Below are 13,176 nucleotides of genomic sequence, written 5' to 3'. Positions count from 1 at the left end.
CCGGCGGTCGCGCCTTTTGCGGGGCAACAACACCACTTGGGGGGACTCAGTGGTGGGGGGGGGGGGGGGGCAAATCTGGTGGGGGGGGCCCCCCCCCCCGCCGCCCCCCCCCCGCGAGGTCGCGTCGCCGTGGCGACGCGGTGCACTGCCGCCGGGTGAGCGGCGCACTTCGACTGCGCCGCTCACCCGGACCCGTTCGGGACGGGTGTCAGCAGGCCAGCAGGCTCACGGTGGAGTGGCTGCAGGGGAGCAGCAGGGAGGCGTTGGACGCCGTCGTGCTGCCGCCGCCGCTGCTGCCGCCGCTCGCCATCGCGTTCGACTGGGCCTCGGGGGTCTCGAGGTCCTGGAGGTCGAGGATGAAGTCCATCGTGACTCCTCAATTTCGGGGGATTGGAAGGGTTATTGCTACCGGCCGGTGAGGGCCGGGGCTGTGAGGAACGGCAGCACGGGTGTGCCGTCCAGCGCGGCGCCGAGCGCCAGCAGCACGCCCGCGCCGCCGGTGTCGACGTCCATCGAGAGCCGCCGCAGCTGGATGCCGGGGAACGCCAGCCCCTCCTGGTAGGGGACGGCGTGCCAGGCCAGCGCGGCCAGGTGGCGGTCGATCGCCTCCCGCGGCCCGCCCGCGTGGGCGAGGGTCGCGAGCAGGCCGGCCCGGCCGAGCATCAGCGCGGGCTGGATCACGAACTCGCCGGTCGTGCCGCCGAGCAGTTCCGGCAGCCGTTCGACGACGGGGAGGTCGGGGTCGACCGCCCGGAACTCGTTGAGCACGAGCGCGATGCCCGCGCTGCCCACGCCGACGTAGGGCAGGGTGCGGAAGTTGCCGTCGCGGACCTGCGTCGAGCCGTCCAGCGCGGTCATCGTCTCGGCCAGGTCCCGCTCCAGCGCCCGGACGCCGAGGTCGAGCCAGCGGCGGTCGTCGGTGCGCTGGAACAGGCGCAGGAACAGCAGCGCCGGACCGGACCAGCCGTGCTCGAAGCCGGCGCGGGCCTTCGGGCCGGGCGGCTCGGCGTCGGCGAGCGCGGTGCCGAGCCGTTCGCCCAGCTCCAGGGCCCGGGTGGCGTAGGTGTCGTCGGAGCGGGTGCCGGCGAAGTGCAGCAGGTTCAGGCCGATGCCCGCCAGGCCGGAGCTCAGGCCGTGGTCGCGGGTGCCGGGCACCATCTGCGCGTAGGAGCGGACCAGCTCCTCGGCCAGGTCGTGGTGGCCGAAGTTCTCCAGCACGTAGGCGATGCCGTGCGCGCCGGTGAAGAAGCCGGGCTCCTTCGGCGGCTCGCGGCGCACCGCGTCCAGCAGCCACCGCTCGTGCTCGGGGTAGCGGCCCATGCCGGCCACGTGCAGCGCGTGCAGCACGCCCGCCGCGCCGTAGCCGAAGCCCGCGCCGCCGACCTCGAACTGCTCCACGTCGCCGGGGAACAGCCGGTCGGTGCGGTGGGGCGTGGCGCTGGCCAGGATGCCCGCCGCGATCGACTTGCGCACCACCTGCCAGTCCGGCTCGGGCACGTCCAGCGCGGTGGTGGCGGGACCGGTGGGCACGTCGACCCGGGGCGTGAGGGCGTCGAGGATCTTCGCGCAGTACTCGTCGGGCAGGCCGAACCGGCGCCGGACGAAGTCCACGTGCGAGCGCAGCTTCACCGGCGACAGCTCGATCACGGCGTTGAGCGGCAGGAAGACGTAGAGCCGCAACGCGGCCAGCGCGTGTTCGTCGATGTCGAAGCCGGTGCGGTCCCGCGGCGCCTGGAACCCGGGCGCGCCGAGCGTGGGCCTGCCGTCCTCCTCGATGCCGAACGCCAGCTCGAAGTCGATCAGCGACACCGAGTCGTCGTCGTCCACCAGCACGTTGAGCGGGTGCAGGTCGGTGAACACGACCCCGCGCTCGTGCACCGCGTCGATGATCCGCTCGACCTCGCCGACCAGCTTCAGGGCGCGGCCGGTGTAGGCGGTGATCGCCTCGTCGGTGACCTCGTGGTGGGTCAGCGGGTAGTTGTGGCCGAGCCACTGGCCCAGCGGGCGGCCCGCCACCCGCGACATGGCCAGGAACTGGTGCTCCCACGCGGTGAACAGCTCGTGGACCTCCGGCACGCCCGGCACGCCGGCCACCCTGGTCAGCATCTCGTGCTCGCGGCGCAGCCGGGCCACGGCGTCGACGTTCTCCCGGTCCAGCCCCGCGTGCGGCCTGGCCTCCTTGAGCACCACCGGCCGGTCGTCGGACTTGCGCACGGCCTCGTACACCCCGCCGCCGTTGGAGAAGTGCAGCGACTGCACCACCCGGTAGGGGAACGCGTCGGCGTCACCGGCGCGGCGGGCGGCCAGGTGCTCCTCCAGGCACGCGGGCAGCTTCACCCAGTCCGGCACCCAGAACGTCGGCTTGCGCTGGTCGGGCACGAGCGCGCCGTCGGGGCCCTCGATGGCCAGCACGCGCTTGCCGTCCTGCTCCAGCCACTGCTCCACGAACCCGCCGTAGCGGACGAACAGCGGTCCGGCGCCGTATCGGAGGTCGCTGAGGATGTACGCGCCCGGTTGGCCTTTCAAGATCTCGGACAACTCGACGAGCGTCGATTCCAGTTCCGCCTCGTCGGCCGGGTAGATCGTGATCAGCTTGCCGCTGCCCTCGCGCGGCGCGTACTTCGAGTTGCGCGCCAGCACGATCGACCGGGTGCGCAGGTACTTGAACGGGATGCGGCGCGCGATCAGGTACTCGTAGGACTTCAGCAGCACTTCGGCCGCGTTCAGCACGGTGGCCGAGACGTGCACCTTCCAGCCCTGCTTGGGCAGGACAACCCCGTCGGGGTGGACGTGCCGCCAGATGTTGCGGTCACCCTGCGTCCATCCGTCCGGCAACGCGGGGAGCACCTGCGAGAAATCGTCCTGGGCGGTTTCCGCGTGGCTTTGCACGTCGTAGAACAGACGATCCGCGAAGCAGTACGCCTCATAGCGGAGGTCCACGGGATTCGCCTCCTCGCGATTTTTCCGACCGGCATATTTCCGCATAGTGAACGGCAGGTAGCCAATCCACCATTTCGGGGGTCGTTGCCCGCCATTGGTGGGATGAGATGTCGTCGGATTGGCACGGTGGGTGGGTATAGTCCCCGGAAAGTCACCCGATCGCGAGGTTTGGTTTCTCTGTCGTGAGGAAACCGGGAGCTGGCGGCCACTAAACGAAACGCGATCGTTCTTCACCTTTACCGGGGTCGACCTGCGGTTTCCCGAGTTCGCCGCTGTTCTGCGGTTTTCGTCACGGACCGTGGTGCGACGATCGTCGGGGCGGGTTCGCGCTTTCCGGGACGGGGTGGACCCGATATTTCGGGCGAAGGGTGGCGCACTTCACGTGGACGCCCATTGTCGGTTGCTATACCGGTTCGGGCAAACCGCAGTATTCGGGGAAAACGCTGGCCCGTCCGGGTGATTATGGGCGCGCGCCGGTGCTGTGGCACGCTCGTGGTGTGTCCGCCCGACTGCTGCTGCCCGTCGTGCTGCTGGTCGCCGCCGCCACCGCCGGCGCGGGTGTGCTGGCGCGCGAGGCGTACCAGCGGCCGGCGGCCGTGCAGGACGACCAGGTCGCCGAACCGGGCTCCGGGCCGTCGAGCTCCGTGCCCCGCGGCGCGCAACCGGGCTCCGGCACGGTCCAGCTGAGCGCCGACGCGGCCCAGCACCCCGACGGCCGGCGCGTCGGCGAGGTGCTCCAGCGGTTCTTCGACGCGATCAACGACCACGACTACGAGCAGTGGACCCGGACGGTGAGCGCCCGCCGGGTCGACGAGACGCCGAAGTCGAAGTGGCTGTGGGACTACGAGAGCTCCCGCGACGGGTCGATCCTCGTGCACCGGATCGAGTCGGTCACCGAGGACCGGCTGCGGGTGCTGATGACGTTCACCAGCACGCAGGACGTCGCCAAGGCGCCCGCCGATCTCCAGGCCGACTGCATCCGCTGGCGCGTGGTCTACCCGTTGCAGGTCGACCGCGGCGCGCTGCGCGTCGACCTCGGCACCGAGGGCTCGGCCTCCCAGTTCACCGCCTGCTGAACACGACGGTGGGGTCGCCCCCCGACCGCGGCGACCCCACCTGGAACGCGAACCCGCTACAGCGGGATGTTGCCGTGCGCGCCCCGACCCGCCGGCGCCGCCGCGAGGGCCTCCGCCAGCTTGCGCCGCGTCCGCGTGGGCTCGACCACCTCGTCCACCACGCCGATCGCGATGGCCCGGTCCACACCGCCCGCGATGCGCTCGTGCTCCTCGACCAGCCGGGCGTGCAGCGCCTCGCGCTCCTCGTCCGGCACGGCCGCCAACTTCTTGCGGTGCAGGATGCCGACCGCGGCCTTGGCGCCCATCACGGCCACCTCGGCGATCGGCCACGCGAACACCGCCGTCGCGCCCAGCGACCGGGAGTTCATCGCGATGTACGCGCCGCCGTACGACTTGCGGGTCACCAGCGTCACCCGCGGCACGACCGCCTCGCCGAACGCGTGCAGCAGCTTCGCGCCGCGCCGCACCACGCCGTCCCACTCCTGGCCGACGCCCGGCAGGTACCCCGGCACGTCCACCAGCACCAGCAGCGGCACGCCGAACGCGTCGCACATCCGCACGAACCGCGCCGCCTTCTCCGCCGACAGCGAGTCCAGGCACCCGCCCTTGCGGATCGGGTTGTTCGCGATCACGCCGACCGTGCGCCCGCCGAGCCGGCCGAGGCCGACCACGACGTTGGGCGCCCACTTGGCCTGCAGCTCCTCGAACGACTCGTCGTCGAGGATCGCCCGCACCAGCGGCTTGACGTCGTAGGCCCGCTGCGGCTGCTCCGGCAGCAACGCCCGCAGGTCGTCGCCGTCGGGCACCGAGTGCAGGTCGAACACGCCGGGCTGCGCGAACAGCCCGGTGATCCGCCGCGCCCGCTGGTAGGCGTCGGGCTCGTCCTCCGCGATGACGTGCACGACGCCGGACTTGCGCCCGTGCGCCTCGGCGCCGCCCAGGCCGTCCATGTCGATCTGCTCGCCGGTCACCGACCGGACCACGTCCGGGCCGGTCACGAAGACCTTGCCGGCCGGCGACATGATCACCACGTCGGTCAGCGCCGGGCCGTACGCGCCGCCGCCCGCCGCCGGACCGACCACCACGGAGATCTGCGGCACCCGGCCGGACGCCCGGATCATCGCGGCGAACATCTGCCCCATGCCGTCCAGCGACTCGACGCCCTCCGGCAGCCGCGCGCCGCCGGAGTGCCAGACGCCGATCACCGGCGTGCGCTCGCGCACCGCCGTGTCGATCGCCTCCACGATGTGCCGGCACCCCTCGGAGCCCAGGGCACCGCCCATCCGCGTGGCGTCGCTGCAGTACGCGACGACCCGCGCGCCGTTGATCCGGCCGCGCACGGCGAACATGCCGCTGCCGTCGCGGGGCCGCAGCGGGGCGATGGAACCGGGGTCGAGCAGTTGCGCGAGCCGGACCTCGGGGTCGCGCGGGTCGGTTTCGCCGTCCGCACCCGGGTTGACCGGTCGGGACGCAAGGGCAGTCATCGCGAAGCTCCTCGTGGGACGGTCCGGCGCGCCGGAACGATCAGGCCTGGGTGAAGACGAGCGAGACGTTGTGCCCGCCGAACCCGAACGAGTTGTTGACCGCGGCGATCAGGTCGATCTTGCGCGGCTCACCCGTGACGACCTCCAGCTGCACCTTCGGGTCCTGGTCCTCCAGGTTCAGCGTCGGCGGCACGATGCCGTCGCGGACCGACAGCAGCGTGGTGATCGCCTCCACCGCGCCCGAGGCGCCCAGCAGGTGGCCGTGGTTGCCCTTGGGCGCGGTCAGCACCGGGTGGTCGCCGACCGCCCGGCGCACGGCCTGCGGCTCGATCACGTCGCCCACCTGGGTGGACGTCGCGTGGCAGTTGACGTGGCCGATGTCGGCCGGGTCCACGCCCGCCATCCGGACCGCCTTGGCGATGGCCCGAGACTGGCCGATGCCCTCCGGGTCGGCCGCGGTGATGTGGTGGCCGTCGGAGCTGGTGCCGATGCCCGCGAGCCTGCCGTAGATCCGGGCGCCGCGGGCGCGGGCGAAGTCCTCGCGCTCCAGCACCAGCATCCCCGCGCCCTCGCCGAGCACGAAGCCGTCCCGGTTGACGTCGAACGGGCGCGAGGCGCGCTCGGGGTCGTCGTTGCGGGTGCTCATGGTCCGGGCCTGGATGAAGCCCGCCATGGTGATGGTGGTGATGCACGCTTCCGCGCCACCGGCCACGACCACGTCCGCCTCGCCCGACTTCAGCATCCGGTACGCCCAGGCCAGCGCCTCGGCGCCGGACGCGCAGGCCGACACCGGCGCGTGCACGCCCGCGCGGGCCTTCAGGTCCAGGCCGACGTGGGCGGCCGGGCCGTTGGGCATGAGCATGGGCACGGTCAGCGGCGACACCTTGCGCAGCCCGGACGCCTCGATCAGGTCGTCCTGGTCCAGCAGCGTCATCGCGCCGCCGATGCCGGTGCCCACCACGACGCCGAGCCGTTCGGGGTCGACGTCGTCCTCGCCGAACCCGGCGTCCGCCCACGCCTGGCGGGCGGCGACCACCGCGACCTGCTCGCAGCGGTCCAGCCGGCGGGCCTCGACGCGCGGCAGCACCTCGGTCGGCTCGACCGCGAGCGGCGCGCCGATCTTCACCGGCAGCTCGAAGCGCTCCACGAAGTCGGCCGTCAGCGTGCGCACGCCGCTGCGCCCGGCCAGGAGCGCGTCCCAGGTGGAGGCGACGTCGCCACCGAGCGGGGTGGTGGCACCCAGCCCGGTGACGACGACGTCGTTGCTACTGGTCATGCGTTGCTGGCGATGTAGTTGACCGCATCGCCCACGGTCTTGAGGTTGGCCAGCTCGTCGTCCGGGATCTTCACGCCGAACTTGTCCTCGGCCTGCACGGCGATCTCCACCATGGACAGCGAGTCGATGTCCAGGTCGTCCACAAAGGACTTGTCAGCCGTCACGTCGGCCGCCTCGACGCCGGCGACCTCCTCGACGATCTCGGCGAGCCCCTTCTGGATGTCCTCGTTGCTCACTGAAAATCCCTTCCTTCTTGCTTCGCCGGCTGGGTCGTCCCACCGGAGTCTCGGATTGCGGTCACGGCAGCCGGACGACCTGTCCCGCGTAGGACAGCCCCGCCCCGAAGCCGACGAGCAGCGCCACGTCACCGCTGCGCACCTCTCCCGCCGCGCGCATGTGGTCCAGCGCGAGGGGGATCGAAGCGGACGAGGTGTTGCCGGAGTCCACGATGTCACGGGCGATCACGAGGTCCTCACGCGCACCCTTGGCGTGCAGGCGCTTCGCGATGGCCTCGACGATGCGCAGGTTCGCCTGGTGCGGCACGAAGACGTCCACGTCGGACACCTCCAGGCCCGCCAGCTCGATCGCCCGCAGCGCGATCGGCGCGATCTGCGTGGTCGCCCAGCGGAAGACCGACTGGCCCTCCTGGAAGATGAACGAGTGCCGGTCCCGGACGTGGATCATGTCCACCAGGTCGCCCGCGCTGCCCCACGACACCGGCCCGATGCCCGGCTCGTCGGCCGGGCCGACGACCGCCGCGCCCGCGCCGTCGGCGAAGATGATCGCCGTCGACCGGTCGTCGCCGTCCACCCAGTCGGTCAGCTTCTCCGCGCCGATGACCAGCACGTGCTGCGCGGTGCCCGCGCGGACCAGGTCCGAGGCGGTGCCCAGGGCGTAGCAGAAGCCGGCGCACGCGGCGTTCAGGTCGAACGCGGGCGCGCCCTTGACGCCGATCCGGTCGGCGACCTGCGCGGCGGCGTTCGGGATCTGCGACGGCATGGTGCAGGTGGCCACGAGGACCGCGCCGATGTCCGACGGGGCGAGCCCGGCGTCGGCCACGGCCTTCGCGCCCGCCTCGACCGCCATGTCCACCAGCCGCTCGTCCGGCTTGGCCACGCGGCGGTTGGCGATGCCGACCCGCTCGCGGATCCACTCGTCCGAGGTGTCCATGCGCAGGCTGAGGTCGTGGTTGCTGACGATCGTCTCGGGCTGGTAGCTGCCCAGGCCGACGATGCGGCTGCCGGCGGACCCGGGGGGGAGCGAGAAGGTGGTCACTCGGCCACCTCGGCGGTGATGGTCTCGACGACCTGGTCGAGCTGGTCGGGGGTCTTGAGGCCCAAGGTGGGTGTGCCCTTCAGTTCGCGCTTGGCCAGGCCGGTCAGCGCACCGGCGGGCGGCAGTTCCACCACCGCGCTCACGCCCCGCTCGGCCAGGGTTGCCTGGCAGGCGTCCCACCGCACGGGGCGGGTCACCTGGGAGATCAGTCGGTCCAGCACCTCGTCGCCCGCGGCGACCACCGCGCCGTCGGCGTTGGACAGCAGCGGCAGCGCCGCGTCCTTCACCGCGATCCCGGCGGCGCGGGCGCGCAACGCGTCCTCGGCCGGCGCCATGAACCGGGTGTGGAACGCGCCGGCGACCTTCAGCGTGCGGATCTTCGCCCGCTCCGGCGGCTGCTCGACCAGCTCGGCCAGCGCGTCCAGCGGCCCGGCGGCCACGATCTGGCCCGCGCCGTTGCGGTTCGCGCCGACCAGGCCCAGCTCGTCCAGCCGGGCCAGCACCTCGGCCTCGTCGCCGCCGAGCACCGCGGCCATGCCGGTCGGGGTCAGGGCGCAGGCGGCGGCCATCTCGGCGCCGCGCACGGCGGCCAGCGCCACGGCGTCGTCGGTGCTCAGCACGCCCGCGATGGCGGCGGCGGCCAGCTCGCCGACGGAGTGGCCCGCCACGACGGTGTCGGCGGGCAGCTCGACCCGGCGGCGCAGCTCCTCGTAGGCCAGCAGGGCCAGCGCGACCACCAGCGGCTGGGTGACGGCGGTGTCCTTGATCTCGTCCGCGTCCGCCGTGGTGCCCAGCCGGGCCAGGTCGAGACCGGTCGCCTCGGACCACGCGGCGACGCGCTCGGCGGCCCCCTCGACTTCGAGCCAGGGGGTCAGCATGCCGGGTGTCTGGGACCCCTGTCCGGGGGCGAGGAGCGCGATCACCCGCTCACTGAACACGCTCGCGGCGGTTCGCGGTGATGTCGCCACGGACGAAACCCGGGACGTTGCGTTGTAGGGTCTCTACAAATGTGACTCGTAGATGAACGTAGAACGACGTCGCGTGTTGTCGATCCCGACCCAAACCGGACATGCGTCGTGCGTCACACCCGGCCGAGGGTCCCCCTCGCGGGTCACCACAGGCCGCGGGCGCGGGCCAGTCTCCCCACGGAGAGCGCGACCCGCAGCACCAGGGCGTCACGCGGGTCGTTGGCGTTCCGCCCGGTGAGCTCCGTGGCCCGCTTGAGGCGGTAACGGACCGTGTTCGGGTGCACGAACAGCTTCCGCGCGCACGCCTCCAGCACGCCCCCGACTTCGAGGAAGGCGTCCACCGTCTCCAGCAGCGCGCCGCCCGCGTCCTCCAGCGGCCGGGCCACCCGGTCGACCAGCTGCCACTCGGCCTCCGGGTCGCCCGCCAGCGCCCGTTCCGGCAGCAGGTCCAGCGACCGCACCGGCCGGGGCGCGGCGGGCCAGCCCACCACCGCGCGCAGCCCGGACAGGGCGTCGCCGGCGCTGCGGTGCGCGTCCGCGAGGCTCGTCACGGTCGGCCCGGCCACCACCGACCCGGGGCCGAACGCGTCGGACATCCGCACCAGCGACTCGCCGCGCTCCGTCTCGCCGCCCAGCACCACCACCAGCCGCGAGCCCTGCACGCTCAGCAGCACCGGCCGCCCGATCCGGGCCGCCCGGCTGCGCACCTCGAACACCACCGCGGGCGGGTCGTCCGACGGCGGGTTGCCCACCAGCACGGTGGCCTCGGCGGCCGGGTCCCAGCCCAGCGCGGTGGCGCGCGACAGCAGGGACTCCTCCGCGTCACCGCGCACGATGCCGTCCACGACCAGCGCCTCCAGCCGGGCGTCCCACGCGCCCCGCGCCTCGGCCGCCGCCGCGTACGAGGTGGCCGCGGAGAACGCGATCTCCCGGCCGTACCGCAGCACGCCCTCGGTCAGCAGCGCCCGCTCGGCCTCGTTCGCGGCCAGCTTCGGCAGCAGCTCCTCGAACAGCTCCAGCGCGATCCGCACCAGCTCCACGGTCTGCCGCAGGCTCACCCAGCGCGAGATGTCCTTCGGCGCGGACCGGAACGCCTCGGCGGTCAGCCGGATCGCCTGCTGCGGGTCGTGCAGCCAGGACACGAACCCGGCGACGCCGTTCTGGATCAGCAGCAGCACCCCGGCGCGCTGGTCGGCGGGCATCCGCCGGAACCAGGGCAGGCGCTCCTCCATCTCGGCGACGCTCGCGGCGGCGAGGTCGCCCGACGCCCGTCGCAGCGTGCGCAGGGTGTCCCCCGACAAGGCGGTTGAGCCGGTCACGCCCCACACGATCGCACGGCCGTCCCGGGCCGCCACCAACGAGTGACAAGCCCTGACGCTCCGCGCCGATCGCCCTACCGTCGGTGGCGATTTCTGACCGGCTCGCCTGGGAGGTCTCGTGCGCAGGTCCATGTCAATCTGCCTGGTGGTCGGCGCGGTGCTGGCCGCGGCGGCACCGTCGGTCGCGGCGGCGCGCAGCGACCCGCTGGCGGAGTTCCACGCGCAGCAGCTCACCTGGACGCAGTGCAAGCAGTCCCTGGAGTGCGCGGAGCTGGTGCTGCCGCTGGACTACGCGCGGCCGGCCGCCGAGCGGATCTCGCTCGTCATCAGCCGCCGGAAGGCCACCGATCCCGGCCGCAGGCGGGGCGTCCTCGTGCTCAACCCCGGCGGGCCGGGCGGTTCGGGCCTGGGCATGCCGACGTTCCTGGCGAACTCCGAGCTCGCGAAGTCCTACGACCTGATCGGGTTCGACCCGCGCGGGGTGGGCGGCTCGACCGCGCTGACCTGCCGCACGGTCCCGGAACTGGCCACCGCGGACACCCGACCGGTTGATTCGGAGTTCCCGAAGTGGGCCGCCGAGGCGCAGGCCGCCGAGGACGCCTGCCAGCGCTCCGCCGGCGGCATCCGGCCGTTCGTCAGCACCGCCAACACCGCGCGGGACCTGGACGTGGTGCGGGCCGTGCTGCGCGAGGAAAAGATCAACTACCTGGGCTACTCGTACGGCACGTACCTGGGCGCGGTCTACGGCAGCCTGTTCCCGAACCGGCTCGACCGCAGCGTGCTCGACTCGTCGGTGCACCCGGAGTGGATCTGGCGCGAGCAGTTCCGCAACCAGGCCGTGGCCACCCGGCGCAACGTGGAGACCTGGGCGGCCTGGGTCGCCCAGCACAACGACCGGTTCCAGCTCGGCACGTCGTCGGCGCAGGTGCTGGGCACCGTGGAGTCGGTCGCGACCGCGCTGGCGGTGAAACCGGTGGGCGACGCCAACCGCACCCGCTTCGACGCCGCCGTCGGCGTGGGCTCCCGCTACCGTCCACTGTGGTCGGACCTGGCGGTGGCGGTGGCCCAGCTGCGGGCCGGCTCGCCGTCCGAGTCGAGCGCGCTGATGGCCGGGGCGGCCGAGGACGAGCTGGTGTCCGGCGTGTTCAACACGGTGACGTGCGAGGTCGACTGGCCGACCGACCTGGAGACCTACTACGAGGACATGAGGATCTTCCGCGACCGCTACCCGTACGGGTTCGGCGTGCTGCGCGTGGCCCCGACGACGTGCGCGTTCCGCACCTTCACCCCGCCGGAGCCCGCCGTGCAGCTCAAGCGGGACGGTTACCCCGTCGGGGTGATCGTGCAGGCGGAGGGCGACACCCAGACGCAGTACGACGGCGGCCCGGCCATGGCCGAACGCCTCGGGGACAATCTCGTCACCGTGCGCGACGAGGGCAAGCACGGCCTCTACGGCAGCGGCAACGCCTGCGTCGACCGGCGGGTCAACCGGTACCTGATCGACGGCGTGCTGCCGCCCAGCAGCTCGTACTGCCCCGGCGACCCGCGCCCCGACGTGACCGCGCAGCCGTCGCCGCAGCGCGTGCGGTCCTACCTGGAGGGTCGGGGCCTGGCCGCGGGGCTCGCGGCGGCGGCCTCGCCCTGAGCCGGGCACGCGCGAAAACGCCCGGCGCGAGAACCCCGCGCCGGGCGTTTCCCTCTCCCCGGTCCCCACCGGTGACTCCACTCTGGACTGCCGACGCGAGAACCGCCACGTCAGTCACCCTTTCGTGCCACCACTTCAGGTTGCCGGGTGATGTGGGCTGAGAAACGATCCGGAACACAGGCCGAAACGCGGAGGAGGGTCGTCGTGGGTAACCAGATCACCGAAGGGCTCGGACAGGCGTGGGCGATGGTGGCCACGTTCGTGCCGAAGCTCCTGGGCTTCCTGGTCGTGCTGCTCATCGGTTGGGTCATCGCCAAGGCGCTGGCCAAGGCCGTCGGGTTCCTGCTCAAGCGGGTGGGCTTCGACCGGCTGGTCGAGCGCTCCGGCCTCGGCGGCGCGATGGCGCGGACCCCGATCGACGCCTCCAACGTGATCGTCAAGCTCGTCTACTACTTCGTGCTGCTGATCGCGCTGCAGCTCGCGTTCGGCGTGTTCGGCACCGGCAACGCGGTGAGCGCCCTGCTCAACGACGTCATCGCCTACCTGCCGCGCATCGTGGTGGCCATCGTGCTGGTCCTCGTGGCGGCCGCGATCGGCAAGGCGGTGCGGGGCCTGCTGACCGGCGCGCTGGGCCACCGCCCGTACGCCAGGGTGCTGGGTGGCGTCACCTACGGCTTCGTCGTGGCGCTCGGCGTCATCGCCGCGCTCAACCAGCTCGGCATCGCGGTCGCCGTCACCATGCCGGTGCTGATCGCCGTGCTGGCCGCCGTGGCCGGCGTGATCGTGGTGGGCGTGGGCGGCGGCCTGGTGCGCCCGATGCAGCAGCGCTGGGAGGGCTGGCTCAACCGCATCCAGGAGGAGTCGGCCCACATCACGCCCGCCCCGCGCCAGTCCCAGGACCCGCTGACGAGCCGCACCCAGCAACCGGTCACCTCGGCCGCCCGCTCCGCTCGGCAGGCACCGGCGGACCCGCCGACCCCACCGGCCGGCATGCCGCTCCCCCCGCGCCCGGAAGGCGGCTGACCCCGAGGCCGGGGTCCCGCCGGACCGCCGATTCCGGGGGCCGCTGACTCCGGGGGCCGCCGATTCCGGGGTCCGGCGACACCCTTCCGCCGCCGGCCGGTCACGCCCCGGCCGGCGGCGGGACCACCACCCGGCCCCGCCGGCCACCACCGCGACACCGACCAGGCCCT

Annotated in this window: 11 protein-coding genes; 3 read left to right on the top strand and 8 right to left on the bottom strand. The window is 72.9% G+C overall.

Going from position 1 to position 13,176, the window contains the following annotated elements; genetic code table 11:
• Nucleotides 1-208: 208 nt before the first annotated feature.
• Together ACIGNX_RS04100 and lanKC are read right to left on the bottom strand one after the other, a co-directional pair.
• Entirely contained in the window at nt 209-367 is a 159-nt protein-coding gene (locus tag ACIGNX_RS04100; protein ID WP_360800878.1) for a SapB/AmfS family lanthipeptide, read from the bottom strand.
• A gap of 38 nt (nt 368-405) precedes the next feature.
• A complete protein-coding gene (gene lanKC, locus ACIGNX_RS04095) occupies nt 406-2,940 on the bottom strand; it encodes a class III lanthionine synthetase LanKC (RefSeq protein WP_396536100.1) in 2,535 nt (844 codons plus the stop codon).
• A gap of 497 nt (nt 2,941-3,437) precedes the next feature.
• Here lanKC and ACIGNX_RS04090 point away from each other — a divergent pair, with 497 nt between their 5' ends.
• Complete coding sequence (locus ACIGNX_RS04090; protein WP_396536098.1) at nt 3,438-4,016, top strand: hypothetical protein; 579 nt, start codon at nt 3,438-3,440, stop codon at nt 4,014-4,016.
• 56 nt (nt 4,017-4,072) lie between these two features.
• Here ACIGNX_RS04090 and ACIGNX_RS04085 read toward each other — a convergent pair whose 3' ends face one another.
• The 6 genes from ACIGNX_RS04085 to ACIGNX_RS04060 all read right to left on the bottom strand — a co-directional run bounded on the left by ACIGNX_RS04085 (nt 4,073) and on the right by ACIGNX_RS04060 (nt 10,338).
• Nucleotides 4,073-5,500, bottom strand: coding sequence for an acyl-CoA carboxylase subunit beta (locus tag ACIGNX_RS04085; protein ID WP_396536096.1), 1,428 nt, complete (start codon nt 5,498-5,500; stop codon nt 4,073-4,075).
• A gap of 40 nt (nt 5,501-5,540) precedes the next feature.
• Nucleotides 5,541-6,776 carry a beta-ketoacyl-[acyl-carrier-protein] synthase family protein gene (locus ACIGNX_RS04080; protein WP_396536094.1) on the bottom strand — a complete coding sequence of 412 codons (1,236 nt, stop codon included), beginning with the start codon at nt 6,774-6,776 and terminating at the stop codon, nt 5,541-5,543.
• On the bottom strand, nt 6,773-7,012 hold the full coding sequence (locus ACIGNX_RS04075; RefSeq protein ID WP_053720023.1) for an acyl carrier protein: 240 nt from the start codon (nt 7,010-7,012) through the stop codon (nt 6,773-6,775). Before ACIGNX_RS04075 ends, ACIGNX_RS04080 begins: the two co-directional genes overlap by 4 nt.
• A 61-nt stretch (nt 7,013-7,073) precedes the next feature.
• Nucleotides 7,074-8,051: a beta-ketoacyl-ACP synthase III gene (locus ACIGNX_RS04070; RefSeq protein WP_396536092.1), complete on the bottom strand. Its 978-nt coding sequence runs from the start codon at nt 8,049-8,051 to the stop codon at nt 7,074-7,076.
• Nucleotides 8,048-8,989, bottom strand: a complete 942-nt coding sequence (locus ACIGNX_RS04065; protein ID WP_396536090.1) for an ACP S-malonyltransferase — start codon at nt 8,987-8,989, stop codon at nt 8,048-8,050. Before ACIGNX_RS04065 ends, ACIGNX_RS04070 begins: the two co-directional genes overlap by 4 nt.
• 173 nt (nt 8,990-9,162) lie before the next feature.
• Nucleotides 9,163-10,338, bottom strand: coding sequence for a PucR family transcriptional regulator (locus ACIGNX_RS04060; RefSeq protein ID WP_396536088.1), 1,176 nt, complete (start codon nt 10,336-10,338; stop codon nt 9,163-9,165).
• 130 nt (nt 10,339-10,468) lie between these two features.
• Here ACIGNX_RS04060 and ACIGNX_RS04055 point away from each other — a divergent pair, with 130 nt between their 5' ends.
• The gene (locus ACIGNX_RS04055; RefSeq protein WP_396536086.1) at nt 10,469-11,983 is read left to right on the top strand and encodes an alpha/beta hydrolase; all 1,515 of its coding nucleotides are present in this window, start codon (nt 10,469-10,471) and stop codon (nt 11,981-11,983) included.
• Between the two features lie 204 nt (nt 11,984-12,187).
• Nucleotides 12,188-13,006, top strand: coding sequence for a hypothetical protein (locus ACIGNX_RS04050; protein WP_396536084.1), 819 nt, complete (start codon nt 12,188-12,190; stop codon nt 13,004-13,006).
• Nucleotides 13,007-13,176 lie beyond the last annotated feature (170 nt).

This window comes from Actinosynnema sp. NPDC053489, assembly GCF_044544865.1.
GTDB lineage: Bacteria > Actinomycetota > Actinomycetes > Mycobacteriales > Pseudonocardiaceae > Actinosynnema.
Note: the sequence above shows the minus strand (reverse complement) of the source record. Positions and strands in the feature narration are given on the sequence as shown.